General features: G+C 53.8%; 24 protein-coding genes and 2 tRNA genes. 7 read left to right on the forward strand and 19 right to left on the reverse strand.

Going from position 1 to position 21,248, the window contains the following annotated elements:
- Positions 1-25 precede the first annotated feature (25 nt).
- Positions 26-478: a ribosome maturation factor RimP gene (gene rimP / locus ACOTYB_RS13280; protein WP_014833432.1), complete on the reverse strand. Its 453-nt coding sequence runs from the start codon at positions 476-478 to the stop codon at positions 26-28.
- 207 nt (positions 479-685) lie between these two features.
- A tRNA-Met gene (locus ACOTYB_RS13285) sits at positions 686-762 on the reverse strand.
- Between the two features lie 286 nt (positions 763-1,048).
- Here ACOTYB_RS13285 and argG point away from each other — a divergent pair.
- Positions 1,049-2,395 (forward strand): argininosuccinate synthase, encoded by a 1,347-nt coding sequence (gene argG / locus ACOTYB_RS13290; RefSeq protein ID WP_022649518.1) that lies wholly within the window; start codon positions 1,049-1,051, stop codon positions 2,393-2,395.
- Positions 2,396-2,581: 186 nt separating this feature from the next.
- On the opposite strand, the gene ACOTYB_RS13295 is transcribed toward argG, so the two are convergent.
- The 6 genes from ACOTYB_RS13295 to rlmE all read right to left on the reverse strand — a co-directional run bounded on the left by ACOTYB_RS13295 (position 2,582) and on the right by rlmE (position 8,173).
- A tRNA-Leu gene (locus tag ACOTYB_RS13295) sits at positions 2,582-2,668 on the reverse strand.
- A 9-nt stretch (positions 2,669-2,677) separates the two neighbouring features.
- A complete protein-coding gene (gene secG / locus ACOTYB_RS13300) occupies positions 2,678-3,010 on the reverse strand; it encodes a preprotein translocase subunit SecG (RefSeq protein WP_003861803.1) in 333 nt (110 codons plus the stop codon).
- Between the two features lie 222 nt (positions 3,011-3,232).
- Positions 3,233-4,570 (reverse strand): phosphoglucosamine mutase, encoded by a 1,338-nt coding sequence (gene glmM, locus ACOTYB_RS13305; RefSeq protein WP_003861804.1) that lies wholly within the window; start codon positions 4,568-4,570, stop codon positions 3,233-3,235.
- On the reverse strand, positions 4,563-5,411 hold the full coding sequence (gene folP, locus ACOTYB_RS13310) for a dihydropteroate synthase (protein WP_220153378.1): 849 nt from the start codon (positions 5,409-5,411) through the stop codon (positions 4,563-4,565). Before folP ends, glmM begins: the two co-directional genes overlap by 8 nt.
- A gap of 98 nt (positions 5,412-5,509) precedes the next feature.
- Positions 5,510-7,444 (reverse strand): ATP-dependent zinc metalloprotease FtsH, encoded by a 1,935-nt coding sequence (gene ftsH, locus ACOTYB_RS13315; RefSeq protein ID WP_003861810.1) that lies wholly within the window; start codon positions 7,442-7,444, stop codon positions 5,510-5,512.
- Between the two features lie 102 nt (positions 7,445-7,546).
- A complete protein-coding gene (gene rlmE / locus ACOTYB_RS13320) occupies positions 7,547-8,173 on the reverse strand; it encodes a 23S rRNA (uridine(2552)-2'-O)-methyltransferase RlmE (RefSeq protein WP_003861812.1) in 627 nt (208 codons plus the stop codon).
- 127 nt (positions 8,174-8,300) lie between these two features.
- Between rlmE and yhbY the strand changes: the two genes are divergently transcribed.
- The gene (yhbY, locus tag ACOTYB_RS13325; protein ID WP_003861814.1) at positions 8,301-8,594 is read left to right on the forward strand and encodes a ribosome assembly RNA-binding protein YhbY; all 294 of its coding nucleotides are present in this window, start codon (positions 8,301-8,303) and stop codon (positions 8,592-8,594) included.
- A 151-nt stretch (positions 8,595-8,745) separates the two neighbouring features.
- On the opposite strand, the gene greA is transcribed toward yhbY, so the two are convergent.
- On the reverse strand, positions 8,746-9,222 hold the full coding sequence (gene greA, locus ACOTYB_RS13330) for a transcription elongation factor GreA (protein ID WP_006812122.1): 477 nt from the start codon (positions 9,220-9,222) through the stop codon (positions 8,746-8,748).
- A gap of 228 nt (positions 9,223-9,450) precedes the next feature.
- On the opposite strand from greA, the gene dacB reads away from it, so the two are divergent.
- From dacB to pmrB, 3 genes are read left to right on the forward strand one after another with little or no spacing between them, the layout of a single operon-like run.
- On the forward strand, positions 9,451-10,884 hold the full coding sequence (dacB, locus tag ACOTYB_RS13335) for a serine-type D-Ala-D-Ala carboxypeptidase (RefSeq protein ID WP_003861817.1): 1,434 nt from the start codon (positions 9,451-9,453) through the stop codon (positions 10,882-10,884).
- A 2-nt stretch (positions 10,885-10,886) separates the two neighbouring features.
- A complete protein-coding gene (pmrA, locus tag ACOTYB_RS13340; protein ID WP_003861819.1) occupies positions 10,887-11,549 on the forward strand; it encodes a two-component system response regulator PmrA in 663 nt (220 codons plus the stop codon).
- Positions 11,546-12,589 carry a two-component system sensor histidine kinase PmrB gene (pmrB, locus tag ACOTYB_RS13345; RefSeq protein ID WP_003861821.1) on the forward strand — a complete coding sequence of 348 codons (1,044 nt, stop codon included), beginning with the start codon at positions 11,546-11,548 and terminating at the stop codon, positions 12,587-12,589. The genes pmrA and pmrB overlap by 4 nt, the downstream gene beginning before the upstream one ends.
- 33 nt (positions 12,590-12,622) lie before the next feature.
- On the opposite strand, the gene cgtA is transcribed toward pmrB, so the two are convergent.
- From cgtA to rplU, 4 genes are all read right to left on the reverse strand, one after another.
- A complete protein-coding gene (cgtA, locus tag ACOTYB_RS13350) occupies positions 12,623-13,798 on the reverse strand; it encodes an Obg family GTPase CgtA (protein WP_003861823.1) in 1,176 nt (391 codons plus the stop codon).
- Positions 13,799-13,813: 15 nt separating this feature from the next.
- Complete coding sequence (locus tag ACOTYB_RS13355; RefSeq protein WP_003861826.1) at positions 13,814-14,779, reverse strand: DMT family transporter; 966 nt, start codon at positions 14,777-14,779, stop codon at positions 13,814-13,816.
- Positions 14,780-14,874: 95 nt separating this feature from the next.
- Complete coding sequence (gene rpmA, locus ACOTYB_RS13360) at positions 14,875-15,132, reverse strand: 50S ribosomal protein L27 (protein WP_003861831.1); 258 nt, start codon at positions 15,130-15,132, stop codon at positions 14,875-14,877.
- Between the two features lie 19 nt (positions 15,133-15,151).
- Positions 15,152-15,463 carry a 50S ribosomal protein L21 gene (rplU, locus tag ACOTYB_RS13365; RefSeq protein ID WP_003025032.1) on the reverse strand — a complete coding sequence of 104 codons (312 nt, stop codon included), beginning with the start codon at positions 15,461-15,463 and terminating at the stop codon, positions 15,152-15,154.
- Between the two features lie 257 nt (positions 15,464-15,720).
- Here rplU and ispB point away from each other — a divergent pair, with 257 nt between their 5' ends.
- On the forward strand, positions 15,721-16,692 hold the full coding sequence (ispB, locus tag ACOTYB_RS13370; protein ID WP_003861833.1) for an octaprenyl diphosphate synthase: 972 nt from the start codon (positions 15,721-15,723) through the stop codon (positions 16,690-16,692).
- Between the two features lie 228 nt (positions 16,693-16,920).
- On the forward strand, positions 16,921-17,208 hold the full coding sequence (gene sfsB, locus ACOTYB_RS13375) for a DNA-binding transcriptional regulator SfsB (protein ID WP_017382732.1): 288 nt from the start codon (positions 16,921-16,923) through the stop codon (positions 17,206-17,208).
- Positions 17,209-17,271: 63 nt separating this feature from the next.
- On the opposite strand, the gene murA is transcribed toward sfsB, so the two are convergent.
- The 6 genes from murA to mlaE all read right to left on the reverse strand — a co-directional run bounded on the left by murA (position 17,272) and on the right by mlaE (position 21,245).
- Positions 17,272-18,531 carry a UDP-N-acetylglucosamine 1-carboxyvinyltransferase gene (gene murA / locus ACOTYB_RS13380; protein WP_006812128.1) on the reverse strand — a complete coding sequence of 420 codons (1,260 nt, stop codon included), beginning with the start codon at positions 18,529-18,531 and terminating at the stop codon, positions 17,272-17,274.
- A gap of 50 nt (positions 18,532-18,581) precedes the next feature.
- Positions 18,582-18,836 carry a BolA family iron metabolism protein IbaG gene (gene ibaG / locus ACOTYB_RS13385; protein WP_003861840.1) on the reverse strand — a complete coding sequence of 85 codons (255 nt, stop codon included), beginning with the start codon at positions 18,834-18,836 and terminating at the stop codon, positions 18,582-18,584.
- A gap of 126 nt (positions 18,837-18,962) precedes the next feature.
- A complete protein-coding gene (gene mlaB, locus ACOTYB_RS13390) occupies positions 18,963-19,256 on the reverse strand; it encodes a lipid asymmetry maintenance protein MlaB (RefSeq protein ID WP_003861843.1) in 294 nt (97 codons plus the stop codon).
- A complete protein-coding gene (gene mlaC / locus ACOTYB_RS13395) occupies positions 19,256-19,891 on the reverse strand; it encodes a phospholipid-binding protein MlaC (protein ID WP_003861845.1) in 636 nt (211 codons plus the stop codon). The genes mlaB and mlaC overlap by 1 nt, the downstream gene beginning before the upstream one ends.
- Positions 19,892-19,909: 18 nt before the next feature.
- Positions 19,910-20,458, reverse strand: a complete 549-nt coding sequence (gene mlaD, locus ACOTYB_RS13400; protein ID WP_003861847.1) for an outer membrane lipid asymmetry maintenance protein MlaD — start codon at positions 20,456-20,458, stop codon at positions 19,910-19,912.
- 4 nt (positions 20,459-20,462) lie between these two features.
- Positions 20,463-21,245, reverse strand: a complete 783-nt coding sequence (mlaE, locus tag ACOTYB_RS13405; protein ID WP_003861848.1) for a lipid asymmetry maintenance ABC transporter permease subunit MlaE — start codon at positions 21,243-21,245, stop codon at positions 20,463-20,465.
- Between the last annotated feature and the right edge of the window lie 3 nt (positions 21,246-21,248).

Below are 21,248 nucleotides of genomic sequence, written 5' to 3' on the forward strand. Positions count from 1 at the left end.
GGGCTTTTCACCTCAATCCAGACTGTTAAAAGTGGGGAACCAGGTTCGCCTTCTGGATATTACTCAGCGCGAACACTTCATCTTTGCCTTCGACTGTCACCGTGATCATTTCACCATCAACGGCTTTGATAATTCCCTGCCATTTACGGCGGTTCTGTACGGCCATACGCAGAACGAGAGCCACTTCTTCACCGGTAAAGCGCACGTAGTGCTCGGCCGTGAACATCGGACGATCGAGGCCAGGTGAGGAAACTTCCAGGTTGTACGCAACGGTAATCGGATCTTCAACATCAAGAACCGCACTCACCTGGTGGCTGACATCAGCACAATCATCAACATTGATGCCATCTTCACTATCAATATAGATGCGCAGTGTGGATGTACGGCCGCGAACGAATTCGATGCCGACCAGTTCGTAGCCCAGTGCTTCGACCGGCGCAGTAATCATCTCTGTTAATTTTTGCTCTAATGTGGACAAGCCCACCCCCAAGACATAAAAAAAGGGCGTAAAGCCCAGTTATTCTGTAGTCAGATAACAAAAAACCCCGATAAATCGGGGCTTTAGATAACTGAACCCTATAGCCACAACTGTGGCCTGGAGCACTCTCCGAAAGCATTTTTTCAAATCCAGCTACGAAGGCTCTAAGTCTTCACAGTATATTTGAAAAAGAACTTTATGGGAAAGTGGTTGCGGGGGCCGGATTTGAACCGACGACCTTCGGGTTATGAGCCCGACGAGCTACCAGGCTGCTCCACCCCGCGCCTGAAACGTGGCAAATTCTACGCGTTTTGGACAGAATTTGCAAATAATGCTGGGATTTGGTACCGAAGACGGGACGTAAAATCGGCATTCAGTATATTGATAGTTGACCCCACCTGTCAACCCAACTTCGGCCAGGGCAATAAAAGGGAAATTTTTACAAAAAACGCACACGTCTCTTTCGGTCGTCGATAAAAGATGATTAAATGAATACTCACTTATTTTGCATAAAAATGCATCGAGAGCGAAAGCGGTCTCTAATCAGTCAATCAAGCAGGATTTTATTATATGACGACGATTCTCAAGCATCTCCCGGTAGGACAACGTATTGGCATCGCTTTTTCTGGCGGCCTGGATACCAGCGCTGCACTGCTGTGGATGCGCCAGAAGGGAGCGGTTCCTTATGCATATACTGCGAACCTGGGTCAGCCGGACGAGGAAGATTATGACGCGATCCCTCGTCGTGCCATGGAATATGGCGCAGAGAACGCACGTCTGATCGACTGCCGTAAGCAGCTGGTCGCCGAAGGGATTGCCGCGATCCAGTGCGGTGCTTTCCATAACACTACCGGCGGCCTGACCTATTTCAATACCACCCCGCTGGGTCGTGCCGTCACCGGCACTATGCTGGTCGCCGCCATGAAAGAAGATGGCGTGAACATCTGGGGGGACGGTAGCACCTATAAAGGCAACGATATTGAACGTTTCTATCGTTATGGCCTGCTGACCAACGCCGAGTTGCAGATCTACAAACCGTGGCTGGATACCGACTTCATCGACGAGCTGGGTGGCCGTCATGAAATGTCTGAGTTTATGATTGCCTGCGGCTTTGACTACAAGATGTCGGTTGAGAAAGCCTACTCAACCGACTCCAACATGCTGGGTGCGACGCATGAAGCGAAAGACCTGGAATTCCTGAATTCCAGCGTAAAAATTGTTAACCCGATCATGGGCGTGAAGTTCTGGGATGAGAACGTTAAGATCCCGGCGGAAGAAGTGACCGTGCGTTTCGAACGCGGTCATCCGGTTGCCCTGAACGGTAAAACCTTCTCCGACGATGTTGAACTGATGCTGGAAGCAAACCGCATCGGCGGTCGTCACGGGCTGGGTATGAGCGATCAGATCGAAAACCGTATCATCGAAGCAAAAAGCCGCGGCATTTACGAAGCTCCAGGGATGGCGCTGCTGCACATCGCTTATGAGCGTCTGCTGACCGGTATTCACAACGAAGACACCATTGAGCAGTATCACGCTCATGGCCGTCAGCTGGGCAAACTGCTGTATCAGGGTCGCTGGTTTGATCCACAGGCGCTGATGCTGCGTGACGCCCTGCAACGTTGGGTGGCAAGCGCCATCACCGGCGAAGTGACCCTGGAACTGCGTCGCGGTAACGACTACTCCATCCTGAACACCGTGTCTGACAACCTGACCTATAAAGCAGAGCGTCTGACCATGGAGAAAGGTGAGTCAGTATTCTCTCCGGACGATCGTATTGGCCAGCTGACCATGCGTAACCTGGACATCACCGATACCCGTGAGAAGCTGTTCAACTATGTTGAGAATGGCCTGCTCTCCGCGAATTCCGGTAATGGTCTGCCGCAGGTTGAGAACCTGGAACACAGCGATAAGAAGTAATCGACAGCAAGACATGCAAAAGGCGCCCAATGGGCGCCTTTTTTGTGGTCTTCGTAGGCCCGGTAAGCGCAGCGCCGCCGGGCAAAACGGCGGGTGGCGCTGCGCTTACCCGCCCTACAATAGATCGGAAACACAGAATATAGAGACGAAAAAAAGACGTCTTGCGACGTCTTTCTTCTGGAATATTGGTACCGAGGATGGGACTCGAACCCACAAGCCCGTTAGGGCACTACCACCTCAAGGTAGCGTGTCTACCAATTCCACCACCTCGGTACGGAATACTTACTGCGGGATATCGCTGGTTGGCTTAGCCGGTGCAGCTGGCTGAGTTTGCTCAGTTTTTGCTGGCGCGCTCAGATTTTCCCACTCGCTTCCTTTACTGGTCTTGTTGCTGTTGATATTGCCCAGCACCAGACTGATAATGAAGAACAGCGTAGCCAGAATCGCCGTCGTGCGGGTCATGAAGTTCGCAGAACCACTTGAACCGAACAGCGTACCAGAAGCGCCTGCTCCGAAGGAGGCTCCCATATCAGCGCCTTTACCTTGCTGTAGCATAATCAGCGCTACGAGAGCGATGGCTACAATAAGGAAAATAACTAAAAGAGCTTCGTACATAATCAACCTGTTCCTTGCGGATTTGCCGCATACCAATGCTTCGACCAATTAGCAGGATTTTGTTTCCCACTGAAGCGGGTGTGAATACTAACCAAAGCGAATCACCTTCGCAAGGGCATTTTCGAGGCATTGTATCAACTGCGGAAAAAAACAGCAAAAAGCCATTAATTGTTTAAAACAAAGGCGGCAAACGCCGCCTTTTTAAACACTTATTCTGAAAGATTATGCAGCTTTGACTGCATCCGCAATGCGGTGCGCAAATTCAGTCACCTGCGCTTCGTCTTCGCCTTCCACCATCACGCGGATCAGCGGCTCGGTACCCGACTTACGCAGCAGGACGCGCCCACGGCTGCCAAGCGTCGCTTCCACCTCTGCCATCACCGCTTTCACGTTATCATTTTCCAGCGGGTCACCTTTACCCGCGGTGAAACGCACGTTGACCAGGATCTGCGGGAACATTTTCATGCCGCTGCACAGATCGTGCAGGCTCATATGGTTACGCGCCATCGCGGCAACAACCTGAAGCGCCGCCACAATGCCGTCACCGGTGGTGGTTTTATCGAGCAGGATCACGTGGCCGGAGTTTTCCGCGCCAATACGCCAGCCTTTCTCCTGGAGTTTTTCCAGCACGTAGCGGTCACCCACCTTCGCACGAACAAACGGGATGCCCAGCTGTTTCAGCGCCAGTTCCAGACCCATATTGCTCATCAAAGTGCCCACCGCGCCACCGCGCAGTTGCCCCTGACGCAGGCCTTCACGCGCAATGATGTAGAGGATCTGATCGCCATCGACCTTGTTACCTTCGTGATCAACCATGATCACACGGTCACCATCGCCATCCAGGGCAATACCCAGATCGGCCTTTTCAGCCAGGACACGCGCCTGCAAGGCACGCACGTCTGTCGCGCCAACTTCTTCGTTGATGTTCAGACCGTCCGGCTCGCAGCCGATAGTGATCACTTTCGCACCCAGCTCGCGGAACACATTCGGCGCAATGTGGTAAGTCGCACCGTTGGCACAGTCCACCACAATTTTGAGGTGTGCCAGGCTCAGCTCATTCGGGAAAGTGCCTTTGCAGAATTCAATGTAGCGGCCTGCGGCATCGACAATACGGTTTGCTTTACCCAGCTCAGCGGAGTCAACACAGGTGATCTCTTTTTCCATTTCCGCTTCAATCGCCTCTTCCACGTCATCCGGCAGTTTAGTGCCGTCGATGGAGAAGAATTTGATACCGTTGTCATAGAACGGGTTATGGGAAGCGGAAATGACGATGCCCGCTTCCGCACGGAAGGTGCGGGTCAGATAGGCAACAGCAGGAGTCGGCATTGGCCCCGTAAAGGAAGCTGAAAGCCCCGCCGCCGCCAGCCCGGCTTCCAGCGCGGACTCCAGCATATAACCCGAAATACGGGTATCTTTCCCAATAATGATCTTACGGGAGCCATGACGCGCCAGCACTTTCCCCGCTGCCCAGCCCAGCTTCAGGACAAAGTCAGGGGTAATTGGCGCATCGCCTACGCGCCCACGGATGCCATCGGTACCAAAATATTTACGATTACTCATAGCGTTTGTTTTCCTTCGCTGCCAGTGTGGCTTCCACCACACGCATGGCTTCTACTGTTTCTTTTACGTCATGTACGCGAATGATGTGTGCACCTTGCATCGCGGCAATCACCGCGCAGGCCAGACTGCCGCTCAGACGTTCGCTCGGCCCGACATTCAACAACTGACCAATCATCGATTTTCTCGACATTCCCACCAGCAGTGGCAGGCCGAACTGATGAAACTCTGATAAGCGCGCAAGCAACGCGTAATTGTGTGAGAGATTTTTACCGAAACCGAAGCCCGGGTCGAGCAGCAATTTCTCTTTTGCGATACCCGCACGTTCACAGCGTTCGATATGCTTAATAAAGAAGCGGGTGACGTCGGCAAACACGTCTTCATATTTTGGCGCCTCCTGCATTGTCTTAGGCTGGCCCTGCATATGCATCAGACACACCGGTAGCCCGGTTTCTGCGGCGGCTTCAATCGCGCCCGGCTCGGTCAACGAGCGGATATCATTGATAATGTGAGCGCCCACTCTCGCCACTTCACGGATCACTTCGGGTTTGGAGGTATCAACAGAGATCCACACTTCAAAGCGCCGGGCGATAGCCTCCACCACCGGCACCACGCGCGCCAGCTCTTCTTCCACCGAAACCTCCGCCGCGCCAGGTCGCGTTGACTCCCCTCCAACGTCAATGATGGTGGCACCCGCGTTAATCATTAAATTCGCGTGTTTAACCGCGTCGATAAGCGAATTATGCGTGCCGCCGTCAGAGAAGGAATCAGGCGTGACATTCAGGATCCCCATCACATGGGGATGTGAAAGGTCGAGATGCGAGTCCTGGGCGAATAGTTTCATGGTGAAGTCCCTGGGATTAATGTGGTTAAACAGATAAGAAAAACCCCGGAGCAAGCTCCAGGGTTTGAGATACAGACAAACGCTTCAACAGCAGTGACTTACTTGTCGCCTAACTGCTCTGACATGGTGTTGCCCGGGTTTGGCGTACGCGGTTCATCGACCGGACGCGGCGCACGCGGGGTGCCATTGTTGTCAGAATTGTTAGACGCGCCTGGGTCTTCCCAGCCTGCCGGCGGACGCACTTCGCGGCGCGCCATCAGGTCGTCAATCTGTGGTGCATCGATGGTCTCATATTTCATGAGCGCATCTTTCATCGAATGCAGGATGTCCATATTGTCGTTCAGGATCTGACGGGCGCGAGCGTAGTTACGTTCAATCAGCGCTTTCACTTCCTGGTCGATGATACGTGCCGTTTCATCGGACATATGTTTCGCTTTTGCCACGGAACGGCCCAGGAACACCTCGCCCTCTTCCTCTGCATACAGCAGCGGACCGAGTTTGTCGGAGAAGCCCCACTGGGTCACCATGTTACGCGCCAGGTTTGTCGCCACTTTAATATCGTTCGACGCACCGGTGGAAACATGTTCCGCACCGTAGATGATTTCTTCTGCCAGACGACCGCCGTACAGGGTTGAGATCTGGCTTTCCAGCTTCTGACGGCTGGCGCTGATCGCGTCGCCTTCAGGCAGGAAGAAGGTCACACCCAACGCACGACCGCGTGGAATGATCGTCACCTTGTGTACCGGATCGTGTTCCGGCACCAGACGACCGATAATCGCGTGGCCCGCTTCGTGATATGCCGTGGACTCTTTCTGCGCTTCCGTCATCACCATGGAGCGACGTTCCGCACCCATCATGATTTTGTCTTTCGCTTTCTCAAATTCGACCATGGACACTACACGCTTGTTACCGCGAGCGGCAAACAGGGCTGCCTCGTTGACCAGGTTAGCCAGATCCGCACCGGAGAAGCCTGGAGTACCACGCGCGATGATTGCCGCGTCGATATCTGGCGCTAGCGGTACGCGACGCATATGCACTTTCAGAATCTGTTCACGACCGCGAACATCCGGCAGACCGACCACAACCTGGCGGTCGAAACGGCCTGGACGCAGCAGCGCAGGGTCAAGTACGTCCGGACGGTTAGTTGCCGCGATAACGATGATACCTTCGTTACCTTCGAAGCCGTCCATCTCAACCAGCATCTGGTTCAGCGTCTGCTCACGTTCATCGTGACCACCACCCAGGCCTGCGCCACGCTGGCGGCCTACGGCATCGATTTCATCGATGAAGATGATGCACGGTGCTGCCTTCTTAGCCTGCTCGAACATGTCACGCACACGAGATGCACCGACACCCACGAACATTTCAACGAAGTCAGAACCTGAAATAGTAAAGAACGGCACCTTCGCTTCACCCGCGATGGCTTTTGCCAGCAGGGTTTTACCCGTACCCGGAGGGCCGACCATCAGGACGCCTTTCGGGATCTTACCGCCCAGTTTCTGGAAACGGCTCGGCTCGCGTAGGTATTCAACCAGTTCACCCACCTCTTCTTTTGCTTCGTCACAACCTGCTACGTCAGCAAACGTGGTCTTGATCTGGTCTTCCGTCAGCATACGCGCCTTGCTCTTACCGAACGACATGGCACCTTTGCCACCACCGCCCTGCATCTGGCGCATAAAGAAGATCCAGACGCCGATAAGAAGCAGCATCGGGAACCAGGAAATGAAGATAGAAGCCAGCAGGCTTGGTTCTTCCGGCGGCTCGCCTACCACTTTGACGTTTTTGGTCAGAAGGTTATCAAGCAGCTTAGGATCGTTCACCGGGATGTAAGTCGTGTAACGGTTACTATCTTTCTTGGTAACGTTGATCTCACGTCCGTTGATACGCGCTTCGCGAACCTGGTCCTGATTGACCTCTTGCAGGAAGGTAGAATAATCCACCTTGCGGCCATTCGACTCGCTGGGCCCAAAGCTCTGGAATACTGACATCAGCACAACGGCAATGACCAGCCAGAGTATTAGGTTTTTCGCCATGTCACTCAAGGGATTAACCTCATATTACAACTGTGTTAAAAACAGCGTCAGGATACTCTATATCCAGTTTCATTCAAACTTTCGTCTGAAATCTCCCGGTTATCATTTTCGCCCGGTCGCTACAATATACACTTCACGGGAACGGGCCCGGGAAGAGTCCGGCTTACGAACTTTGACCTTCGCAAACAGGGAGCGAATTTCCTTAAGATACTCCTCGAAACCTTCGCCCTGAAACACCTTCACAACAAAACTACCACCAGGCGCTAGTACATCACGACACATTTCTAACGCTAGTTCCACCAGATACATGGCGCGGGGGATATCCACCGCCGGTGTTCCACACATATTTGGCGCCATATCCGACATGACAACCTGGACCTTACTGTCACCTACACGATCAAGTAATGCTTTAAGCACTAATTCATCACGAAAGTCGCCCTGAAGGAAGTCGACACCGACGATGGGATCCATTGGTAAAAGATCGCATGCGATGATTCGGCCCGTTCCGCCGATCTGCGTAACCGCATACTGGGACCATCCGCCAGGTGCCGCACCGAGGTCGACCACCGTCATTCCCGGTTTAAAAAGTTTGTCACTTTGCTGTATTTCATCAAGTTTAAACCAGGCGCGGGAACGCAACCCCTTTTTCTGCGCCTGTTGAACATATTTATCGCTAAAGTGTTCCTGAAGCCAGCGGCTGGAGCTGGCAGAACGCTTTTTACCTGTCATTTAACATTTCCGTCCTGGTTCATCGTTGCTTGCCTGTGACGTAAATTTCTACGCAGCTATTTGGCGATATTAGGGAGATGGCGGTAGAATGAACCGTTTTCAATCCCAACGTAAGCAAAAATATACGATGAATCTGAGTACTAAACAAAAACAGCACCTTAAAGGTCTGGCACATCCGCTCAAGCCTGTAGTGATGCTTGGCAACAATGGTTTGACCGAAGGGGTGCTTGCCGAGATTGAACAAGCGCTGGAACACCACGAGCTGATCAAGGTGAAAATCGCCTCTGAAGACAGAGACACTAAAAACCTGATCGTGGAAGCCATCGTGCGCGAAACCGGCGCCTGTAATGTACAGGTCATCGGTAAAACGCTGGTGCTCTATCGCCCATCTAAAGAGCGCAAAATCTCGCTGCCACGTTAAGGATATCCTGAATCGAACACATTTTCTGTGTGAAACGAGGGATTTCTTTCAGCAGGCGAGCAAAATGCCATGCTCCGTGAGTTGATAAAAGGCCGCTATGCGGCCTTTTTCTTTTCTTTACAATGTATCAACATCTTAGTAGAGAAGCGAATTACAGATATTCAACCTTAATAATTTCGTATTCCACTTCACCACCAGGGGTGCGGATGGTGACCACATCGTCCTGCTCTTTGCCAATCAGGCCACGAGCAATTGGCGAGTTCACCGAAATCAGGTTCTGTTTGAAGTCCGCTTCATCATCACCCACGATGCGATAGGTCTGCTCTTCGTCGTTGTCCAGATTCAGGACGCTGACGGTAGAACCGAAGATAACACGGCCATTATTTGGCATTTTGGTGATATCAATAACCTGCGCGTTAGACAGTTTCGCCTCGATATCTTTAATGCGCCCCTCACAGAAACCCTGCTGCTCACGCGCCGCGTGGTATTCAGCATTCTCTTTCAGGTCGCCATGCTCACGCGCTTCCGCGATAGCGGCGATGATTTCAGGGCGACGCACGGATTTCAGAAAATCCAGCTCTTCGCGCAGTTTTTCGGCACCACGTAAGGTCATCGGAATAGCTTGCATTTGTTATACCTCTTAAACATTCCTGTTGGGAGCAGTGTTCCCTGCTCCAGCCCACCTGAACAGGCCAGAAGCAAAAAGAAAACCGACCCGGGAGCAACGCCCCAGGTCAGCAGCAATTTTTCAATTTGATACGCATTTTACCGCGAAGTTCACTATGGGTCATCGTTTACTTTACAGTGCCATGCACCGTAGTATGACGGTTTGTTTTCGGGTTGTTAGCGCGAGATTATGCGATTTTCCAGTTTTATCATCGGATTGACTACCAGTATAACGTTCACCGTTCAGGCCGCGAATGTTGATGAGTACATTAATCAACTGCCCGCCGGCGCGAACCTTGCCCTGATGGTGCAGAAGGTTGGCGCGCAGGCTCCCGAGATTGACTATCACAGTCAACAGATGGCGCTGCCTGCCAGTACCCAGAAGGTGATCACCGCCCTCGCCGCTCTGCTCCAGCTCGGGCCTGACTTCCGTTTTACTACCACCCTTGAAACCAGAGGTAACGTTGAGGGTGGCGAACTGAAAGGCGATCTTATCGCCCGTTTTGGTGGCGATCCCACCTTTAAGCGCCAGGATGTCCGCAACATGGTGGCGGTACTGAAAAAATCCGGCGTAACAAAAATTGATGGCAACGTGCTGATCGACACCTCCATTTTCGCCAGCCACGATAAAGCGCCTGGCTGGCCATGGAACGACATGACGCAGTGTTTTAGCGCCCCGCCAGCCGCCGCCATCGTTGACCGTAACTGCTTCTCCGTATCGCTTTACAGCGCGCCAAAACCAAATGACTTAGCGTTTATCCGCGTGGCGTCTTACTACCCGGTCACGATGTTCAGCCAGGTGCGGACGCTGGCGAAAGGCTCCCCGGAGGCACAGTATTGCGAGCTGGACGTGGTACCGGGCGATCTCAACCGCTATACGCTCACCGGCTGCCTGACCCAGCGGGCCGATCCACTCCCGCTGGCCTTTGCCATTCAGGATGGCGCAGGTTATGCCGGTGCCATTTTTAAAGATGAACTGAAGCAGGCGGGCATAACCTACACCGGAACGCTGCTGCGCCAGACGCAGGTGAATGAGCCAGGCACGGTGATTGCCAGCAAACAGTCCGCGCCACTGCATGATTTGCTTAAGATTATGCTGAAAAAGTCGGATAACATGATTGCCGACACGGTGTTCCGCATGATCGGGCACGCGCGCTTTGGTGTGCCGGGCACCTGGCGGGCCGGTTCTGATGCCGTACGTCAGATCCTGCGCCAGCAGGCGGGTATCGATCTGGGCAATACGATCGCCGTTGATGGTTCCGGTTTATCGCGTCATAACCTGATCTCGCCGGCCACCATGATGCAGGTGTTGCAGTACATTGCTCAGCATGACGCTGAGCTAAACTTTATTACGATGCTGCCGCTTGCCGGACACGACGGCTCTCTTCAGTACCGCGCGGGCCTTCACGCTGCGGGCGTGGATGGCAAAGTGTCAGCCAAAACGGGTTCCCTGCAAGGCGTTTACAACCTTGCCGGTTTTATCACCACCGCCAGCGGACAACGCATGGCATTTGTGCAGTATCTTTCCGGCTATGCCGTCGAACCGGCTGACCAGCGCAATCGCCGTATTCCACTGGTGCGTTTCGAAAGCAGGCTCTATAAGGACATCTACCAGAATAACTAGCGATGAAACTACTGATAGTTGAAGACGATCTGTTATTGCAGGAAGGGTTAGCGCTGGCGCTGGGCAATGAGGGCTACGCCCTGGATTGTGCCGCCACGGCCGCTGAAGCAGATGCCCTGATCCAGAGCGGTGAATACAGCCTGGTGATCCTGGATTTGGGACTGCCGGATAAAGACGGCGCGACGCTGCTCTGCCAGTGGCGTCGTCGCGGAGTGGAGAATCCCGTATTGATTCTCACCGCCCGCGATGCCATTGAAGACAGAATTAACGGGCTTGATTCTGGCGCTGACGATTATCTGGTAAAACCCTTCGCCCTTGCCGAGCTACAGGCTCGCGTACGGGCGTTGATCCGCCGCTATCAGGGCCACAGCGACAACCTGCTGACGGACGGGGATATTACCCTCAATCTGCAAACTCAGCAGGTGCTGCGCCAGTCTCAGCCTGTGGAAGTGACCCCAAAAGAGTTCGCTCTGCTGACGCGCCTGATCATGCGCAGCGGGCAGACCGTGCACCGTGAAACGCTGCAACAGGACATCTACTCCTGGCAGGACGATCCAGGATCAAACACGCTTGAAGTTCATATTCATAATCTGCGCCGCAAGCTCGGTAAAGATCGCATCAAAACCGTACGCGGCGTGGGTTACCGTCTGGAGAGCCAGAAATGAACAGTATGCGCCGGCGATTAATGGTGTTGCTGGCGGTTATTCTGCTATTTTTTCAACTCATTAGCGTAGTCTGGCTGTGGCATGAGAGCCGCGAGCAGATCGGTTTTCTGGTGAACGAAACGTTGTCCGCTAAAGCACGCAACAACCATGTCGAAAAAGAGATCCGCGAAGCCATTGCCTCCCTGCTGGTCCCTTCACTGGTGATGGTCGGTTTTACCCTGCTCTTCTCATTCTGGGCAGTCACATGGATCACCCGACCACTCAACAAACTTCGCGCCAGCCTTGCGAACCGTTCGGCGGATAATCTGACTCCCCTGCCGATGTATTCTGATATGGAAGAGATAGGCGCAGTAACCACGTCCCTCAACCAACTCCTCGCCCGGCTGGACCACACTATTCAACAGGAACGCCTGTTTACCGCCGATGCGGCACACGAGTTACGTACGCCGCTGGCGGGGATTAGGCTCCATCTGGAACTGATGGCTCAGTCCGGTTCCCCGCAGGCCACGCCACTGATAAACCGGATCGATCAGCTGATGCACACGGTGGAACAGCTGCTGATGCTGGCGCGTGCCGGACAGGCGATGGCCAGCGGCCATTACGATACCGTGAACTGGACTGAGTCGATCATTGCTCCGCTTAGCCTGGAGCATGAAGCCAAAGAGCATACGGTATTATGGCCGGCCCACAGCACGCTGACGGTACAGGGGGACGCCGTCCTGTTACGTCTGATGCTAAGGAACCTTCTGGAGAATGCCGCCCGTTACAGCCCGGCAGGCACAACCATTGAAGTGGCATTAACAGCGACGGAGGGGGGTACCCGGGTGAGCGTTACCGATCAGGGGCCGGGTATTGATGAGGCGCACCGCCAGTCGATCACCGAACCTTTCCGACGTCTCGACCAGCGCTACGGCGGCAGCGGCCTTGGGCTGAGCATCGTACAGCGTATCGTACAGCTCCATCATGGTCATTTAACGCTGGAGAACGGCGCTGAGGGCGGCCTCATCGCCAGCTGTTGGTTACCGACGAAAATAGGATAAAAAAAAGCCCCGTTAAGGGGCTTTATACAGGGGTTAGTGCTTGTAGATGAACTCGACGCCTTCTTCGTCGTCTTCATCCCAGTCATCGTCCCAGTCTTCATCATCTTCTTCCGCTTCCAGCTCTTCGAGCTGCTGGCGGTGGTAGTCATCCCACATGAATTCGACTTTTTCAGGCTGTTTCGCCTCTTCTGCCTGAACAACCGGATTCTCGATGATAAAGGTCATCACATCCCAGCAGAGATCTTTCACGCCAACCTGGCTGGCGGCAGAGATCAGATAGTACTTATCTTCCCAACCCATCGCTTCGGCAATCGCTTTAGCTTTCGCTTCAGCTTCCGCTTTGTCCATCAGGTCGATCTTGTTGAATACCAGCCAGCGCGGTTTTTGCGCCAGTTTTTCACTGTATTTCTCCAGCTCGCCGATAATGATACGAGCGTTTTCAACCGGATCGGAACCGTCGATTGGATCGATGTCGATGAGGTGCAACAGTACGCGGCAACGCTCAAGGTGCTTCAGGAAGCGAATACCCAGACCGGCGCCTTCTGCAGCCCCTTCAATCAGACCCGGGATGTCAGCGACCACGAAGCTCTTCTCGTTATCCATACGGACAACGCCCAGGCTCGGTACCAGCGTCGTAAACGGATAATCTGCCACTTTTGGTTTCGCCGCAGAGACCGCACGGATAAACGTCGATTTACCGGCGTTTGGCATGCCCAGCATCCCCACATCCGCCAGCAGCATCAGTTCCAGTTGCAGGTCGCGCTTATCACCCGGGGTACCCATGGTTTTCTGACGCGGGGTACGGTTAACGGAAGATTTGAAACGGCTGTTACCCAGACCATGCCAGCCGCCTTTCGCCACCATCAGGCGCTGACCGTGTTTGGTCATATCACCCATGGTTTCGCCCGTACCCTGATCGATGACACGCGTACCCACCGGCACTTTGATCGTCACGTCTTTACCGCGTTTACCGGTACAGTCGCGGCTCTGGCCGTTCTGGCCACGCTCGGCGCGGAAAGATTTTTCGAAACGGTAGTCGATCAGCGTGTTGAGGTTTTCATCCGCCTCCAGCCACACGTCGCCACCGTCCCCACCGTCACCGCCATCAGGACCGCCACGAGGAATATATTTTTCACGGCGGAAGCTTACACAACCGTTACCGCCATCACCTGCCACGACCAGAATCGTCGCTTCATCAACAAACTTCATTTTACTCTCCGTAACTCATTCGCCTGAGCGGGGGACTATTACAACCGCTTCATTTTTGCGCCAACGCCCCCAGAGACGATGACCAATGGCGGAATACATCGCGCCCGCAACCACGACAAACGCACCGAGATAACCCAACAGGTTGAGCATCGGCTTGACGAAGACATCGGGCCAGGCCATTGATAATAAATCTGAAAATAACAGCGTAAACAGCGGGGTAAGCGTGATTAAGGCGCTCACCTGTGCTGCCTGCCAGCGCGCCATGGCTTCAGCCAGCGCGCCATAACCGACCAGCGTATTCAGCCCACAAAAAATGAGGCACGCCAGTTGCCAGTCGCTGAGCTGGGTAATTACACCCGGCTTCGCTAAAGGCAATAATGCCAGTGTACACAAAGTGTACAGCAAAAAGAGGATCTGCTGTGAGGCAAGACGGCGCAATAACACCTTTTGCGCGACGCCATAACTCACCCAGACCGTTGCTGCGCCCACCCCAAAAATGACACCCCAGGTGTAATCCGTCAGGCGGGTAAAAATCTCAATCAGGCTGGTGTTAAAGAACATCACCAGCCCGCAAAGCAGCATACTTGCCCCAATGATCTGCGTGCCGCGCATCTTCTCCTTGAGGATGAATACGCTGGCGACCATCATGCCGACCGGTGAAAGCTGACCAATCACCTGCGACGCTGTAGGGCTAAGATATTGCAGGGAAGAGCTGAACAGAATGAAGTTACCGAACAGACCGCCCGTCGCGATAGCCAGTAACACCAGCCAACGCGGTTTTCGAAAGATGCGCAGCGGTGGCAGCTTACCTTTGACGGCCAGAATGGCACCCAGGCCTATGCTTGCCATCAGGAAGCGATAAAACACCACCGTCGGTGGCTCCATGACTTCCAGTACCTGCTTCATTGCAATTGGCAGCGCACCCCAGCACATTGCGGTAGTGAGCGCCAAAAGAATACCAATGCCGGCCTGCTGCTTCATGCCCGTTTTCCCTACAGAAAATTTTCCGGGTTTCCAATGTAAAAAGCCCCGCAACACGTTGCGGGGCTTTAATCCGTTACCGGACCGAGAAAACCTTACTCAGCAACGATGCTGATGTATTTACGGTTGTTCGGGCCTTTAACTTCAAATTTCACTTTACCGTCTGCTTTAGCAAACAGAGTGTGGTCACGACCGCAACCTACGTTGGTACCCGCGTGGAACTTGGTGCCACGCTGACGAACGATGATGCTACCCGCCAGAACGGATTCGCCACCGAAACGCTTAACGCCCAGGCGTTTAGCTTCTGAATCGCGACCGTTACGTGTGGAGCCGCCAGCCTTTTTATGTGCCATTTAAATCTCTCCTCAGGTCTTAGGCGCTGATGCCAGTAATTTTCACATCAGTGAACCACTGACGGTGGCCCTGCTGCTTACGATAGTGTTTACGACGACGAAACTTAACGATTTTAACTTTCTCGCCACGACCGTGAGCAACAACTTCAGCTTTGATAACGCCGCCATCAACGAAAGGAACGCCGATTTTGACTTCTTCACCGTTTGCGATCATCAGAACTTCAGCGAACTCAACAGATTCGCCAGTTGCGATGTCCAGCTTTTCCAGGCGAACGGTCTGACCTTCGCTTACTCGGTGTTGTTTACCACCACTTTGGAAAACCGCGTACATATAAACTCCGCTTCCGCGCACATCCTCGTATGATTCAGAGTGCGCTATAAATATTCACAATAGGGCGCGAATATTACGCAAAACGCGAGCCTTTGACAAGTGCTACCATCAATACATGAAGAAAAAAAACACAACACGTACGGTAACGTTTATCTGAGCCGTTTTTTCAGTACAATCAGCAATACTATTTATAAACCGAAACCCTTTGTGTACCCATCTCGTGTGGGATAAACAGGATAAAAAGCCCGGCTTTTGCGATGAATTTAGAAAAAATCAATGAGTTAACCGCGCAAGATATGGCGGGTGTGAATGCAGCAATCCTGGAGCAACTCAACTCTGACGTTCAGCTGATCAATCAGTTGGGCTATTACATCGTCAGCGGCGGCGGTAAACGTATTCGTCCGATGATTGCCATTCTGGCCGCACGCGCGGTTGGCTATCAGGGAAATGCCCATGTCACGATCGCGGCGCTGATCGAATTTATCCACACCGCCACCCTGCTTCACGACGATGTTGTGGATGAATCAGACATGCGTCGTGGCAAAGCCACCGCCAACGCCGCGTTTGGTAATGCGGCAAGCGTTCTGGTAGGCGATTTTATCTATACCCGAGCCTTCCAGATGATGACCAGCCTTGGCTCGCTGAAGGTGCTGGAAGTGATGTCAGAAGCCGTGAACGTTATCGCTGAAGGTGAAGTCCTACAGCTGATGAACGTCAACGACCCGGACATCACCGAAGAAAACTATATGCGGGTGATTTACAGCAAGACCGCACGTCTGTTCGAAGCCGCCGCGCAGTGCTCTGGCATTCTGGCTGGCTGTAGCGAAGCGGAGGAAAAAGGCCTTCAGGACTATGGCCGTTACCTCGGCACCGCGTTCCAGTTGATTGATGATTTGCTGGACTACAGCGCGGATGGCGAAACGCTCGGTAAAAACGTCGGCGATGACCTGAACGAAGGCAAGCCAACGCTGCCGCTGCTCCACGCGATGCGCAATGGTACACCAGAGCAGGCGAAAATGATCCGGGAGGCTATCGAGCAGGGAAATGGACGCCATCTTCTGGAACCGGTACTGGAAACAATGGCAATCTGCGGCTCCCTGGAATGGACGCGTCAGCGCGCTGAAGAAGAAGCGGACAAAGCCATCGCCGCTATTCAGGTCATTCCCGACAGCCCATGGCGTGATGCGCTAATCGGCCTCGCGCACATCGCCGTCCAGCGCGACCGTTAATCCCTCATCATCTCCCTGCCCCTACGCAGGGAGACTCCAGTACGCTCCAGTAAATTACATTTACGCGTAAGCCCATCGGGTTACAGGCCGTATGTATAAAGCCGTGCCTTATTCTGAATATTGCTTCTCGTAACATGAACTTTTTAGAACAGATGTTCGAAGTGAGTATAGTAATGCTGTCTTTTCACACGAAACGACGTGGACGATAACGAACACAAGGACAGCATTATGGATACAAAATTCATCGACTGGCATTCTGCTGACATTATTGCGGCACTGCGTAAAAAAGGAACTTCGCTGGCTGCCGAATCACGTCGTCATGGGCTGAGCTCGTCGACGCTGGCAAACGCCCTGACCCGCCCATGGCCGAAGGGGGAACTGATTATCGCGACGGCGCTGGATACGCATCCGTGGGTGATATGGCCGTCACGCTACCACGATCCCATCACCCATGAATTTATCGACAGAACGCGCATGATGCGCCAGAGCAAAACGAAGAAAGCGCATCAGGACTGATGCACCAGAATTGACAAGAACAGCAATCCCCCGGCCTGTTCTGGCAGGGGGGTGCCGGAATGATTACTCGCCCTTCACACGCTCGATATTTGCACCCAGCGCGCGCAGTTTATCCTCAATACGCTCGTAACCACGATCGATGTGGTAGATACGATCGACAACGGTAGTCCCTTCCGCAATACAACCTGCCAGTACGAGGCTCGCAGATGCGCGCAGATCGGTCGCCATCACCTGCGCACCGGACAGTTTTTCAACGCCGTGGCAAATTACCGTGTTGCTTTCAATCTCAGCATGCGCACCCATACGGATCAGTTCCGGTACGTGCATGAAACGGTTTTCGAAGATGGTTTCCGTGATGAAGCCCGTGCCTTCGGCCACCAGGTTCAACAGCGTGAACTGTGCCTGCATATCCGTCGGGAATGCCGGATGTGGCGCAGTACGCACGTTAACGGCTTTAGGACGCTGCCCGTGCATATCCAGGCTGATCCAGTCTTCACCGATTTCAATGTCCGCACCCGCATCGCGCAGCTTCGCCAGCACCGCATCCAGGGTATCCGGCTGGGCGTTACGGCAGACAATCTTACCGCCAGAAATGGCCGCGGCCACCAGGAAAGTGCCGGTTTCGATACGGTCTGGCAGTACGCGATACACACCGCCACCCAGACGTTCAACGCCTTCGATGGTGATACGGTCTGTGCCCTGCCCGCTGATCTTCGCTCCCAGCGCGACCAGGAAGTTCGCGGTATCCACGATCTCCGGCTCACGGGCGGCGTTTTCGATGATGGTAGTGCCTTCTGCCAGCGTAGCAGCCGACATGATGGTGACCGTTGCGCCCACGCTCACTTTGTCCATGACAATGTGCGCGCCTTTCAGACGACCATTGACGGATGCTTTAACGTAACCCTCTTCCAGCTTGATCTCCGCGCCGAGTTTTTCCAGGCCGAAGATATGCAGGTCAACGGGACGCGCGCCGATAGCGCATCCGCCCGGCAGTGAAACCTGTCCCTGACCGAAGCGCGCCACCAGCGGACCAAGCGCCCAGATGGACGCACGCATGGTTTTCACCAGCTCATACGGCGCTGAGAAGTTGTTCACGTTGCTGGCATCGATCCAGACGGAACCGTTACGCTCCACTTTGGTGCCCAACTGGCCGAGCAACTTCATGGTCGTGTCGATATCTTTCAGCTTCGGTACGTTCTGGATCTCTACCGGCTCTTCTGCGAGCAGCGCAGCGAAAAGAATGGGCAGCGCGGCGTTTTTTGCGCCAGAAATTGTGACTTCGCCCTGGAGACGCGTAGGTCCCTGTACACGAAATTTATCCATCGTTTGCTCTCTTATAAATTCAACCGTGCTGCGGGCGTTTCGCCCTCAGCTCAAAAACCGTTTAGTTTGCGATCGCGTGCCCACTCCTGTGGGGTGAACGCTTTAATCGACAGGGCGTGGATGCGGTTATCCGCAATGTATTCCATCAGCGGCGCGTACACAGCCTGCTGTTTCTTCACGCGACTCATTCCGTCGAACATCTCACCCACAGCAATAACCTGGAAGTGACTGCCATCGCCAGAGACGTGGGCTTCCTGAAGGGAGAGTGCATTCATCAGCACAGTCTGGATTTCATTATTTTCCATGGGGTCTACATCATCTGATAGTGAAAACAAGCTCAACATCTTAGAGCAAAGTGGCGCGGTCTTAAACAAGCAAAAAGCCCCGACGCGTAAACTGTCGGGGCTTTCAGAAGTAACGTACTGAAAAAATTAGCGAGGTAATACGTCTTCGGGCAAATTGTAAAGCTGTGCAAGGGTAATCACGTTATCGCTTACCCCCGTCAGGGTGACGCTACTCCCCTGCTTTTTGCCCGTGGCCACCAGGTGCGCCAGCAGGGCGATACCGGCGGTATCTACCCGCGTGACGCCATGGAGATCAATCAGCGTCACGCCCTGCATCGCGTTATGGCGAGCGTCCCACAGCGGGTTAAGCAGATCCTGATCCAGCTCTCCCGTCAGCGTCAACGTCTCGCCGTCACGCGCCCAGCTAAGCTGCTGTGACATTACTTCTTCTCGTCCAGGGTAATTTTCTGACGAGAGATGGACTGAAGCTGAGCCGTCAGGCCATCGATGCCTTTAGTGCGCAGCAGATCGCTCCACTCGTTCTGTTTAGTGGTGATCATGCTGACGCCTTCAGCGATCATGTCGTACGCCTGCCAGTTTCCGGTCTGACTGTTTTTACGCCACTGGAAGTCCAGACGAACCGGTGGACGACCGTTTGGATCGATAATCGTCACGCGAATAGGAATGATAGTGGCATCGCCCAGCGGTTGTTCAGGGGCAATCTGATAGGTCTGCCCGTGATACATCGCCAGCGCCTGGCCGTAAGCCTGTTTCAGGTATTCACGGAACGCCGCAAAGTAAGCCTCGCGCTGCGCCGGGGTCGCGTCTTTGTAGTAACGGCCCAGCACCAGTGCGCCCGCGTACTTGATCTGCACATACGGCAGCAGCTCCTGATCCACCACATCACGTAGATAATCAGGGTTAGAACGGATTTTTGGCTGTTCGTTTTTAAGACGGTCGAAGGTTTTCTTCGCGGCCTCATTCATCAGTTTGTACGGGTTACTCTGATCCGCAGCGTGCGCCGCGGTAAGAGGGGCAATGACCAGCATGGCAACCATTAACAGTCGTTTAAACATGAATAACTTCTCCTGAAATTAATTCGTCGCGCCTGGCGTCGGTTCGACGTTGGTGTGGTCTTCACTCTGCGCAGGGGCATCGTCAGACTTTTTATCATCCCCTTTACTGTTGTAAAGGAACTGACCAATCATATCTTCCAGCACCATCGCTGACTTGGTATCCTGGATTACGCTACCGTCTTTAAGGATAGTCGTTCCCAGCTCAGGATCTTCAAAACCAACGTTAAGGGCCAGATATTGCTCCCCCAGCAGGCCAGAGGTGCGGATAGAAAGCGAGCTGGTGTCCGGAATGTGGTTATAGCGCTCTTCGATATCCATCGCGACGCGCGGCAGATAGGTTTTCTCATCAAGCGTAATGTCGGCGACACGTCCGATAACGACGCCACCAATACGCACCGGTGAGCGCGCTTTCAGGCCGCCGATGTTATCGAAAGTCGCGTAGATACGGTACGTCGGCTCGGCGCGAACAGAGGTGATGTCCGCCGCTCGCAGGCAGATGAACAGCGCGGCCAGCAGCGCCAGAAGCAGAAACACGCCAACCCAAATTTCATTTTTTCTCGTTTGCATGAACTCAATTCCCAAACATCAGTGCGGTGAGCACAAAATCCAGACCTAAAACGGCCAGCGACGAATGTACGACAGTACGCGTCGTTGCACGGCTAATGCCCGCCGACGTCGGAATGGCATCGTAACCATTAAACAACGCAATCCAGGTAACCGTCACAGCGAAAACCACGCTCTTGATCAGACAGTTCACCAGATCCATCCGCAGATCGATGGCGTCCTGCATGGCAGACCAGAAGAATCCGGCATCAATGCCTTTCCAGTTAACGCCAACCAGCGCGCCTCCCCAGATACCTACCGCCACAAAGAGGATAGTCAGTAACGGCAAGGAGATAACCCCGGCCCAGAAGCGCGGCGAGATCACCCGGCGCAGCGGATCGACTGCCATCATCTCCATACTGGAGAGCTGCTCGGTGGCGCGCATCAGGCCAATTTCCGCCGTCAACGCTGACCCGGCACGCCCGGCGAACAGCAGCGCGGCAACCACCGGCCCGAGTTCACGCAGCAGCGAGAGCGCCACCAGCATGCCAAGGCTGGTTTCCGCGCTGTAGGTTGTCAGTACCAGATACCCCTGCAACCCCAGCACCATGCCAATAAACAGACCCGACACGATGATGATAAGCATCGACAGCACGCCGACGTTATAAAGCTGCCGCACCAGTAACGGCGCATGCTTGCGGAACTCCGGTTTGCCGACCAGCGCGTTGAACAACATTAATCCGGCACGCCCGAACGTACTGATGGTTTTTAGGCCACGGTGTCCAAGACCCGCCAACGCATTTAACAGCATGAG

The sequence above is a fragment of the Enterobacter cloacae complex sp. IR5450 genome, assembly GCF_049238665.1.
GTDB lineage: Bacteria > Pseudomonadota > Gammaproteobacteria > Enterobacterales > Enterobacteriaceae > Enterobacter > Enterobacter hormaechei_C.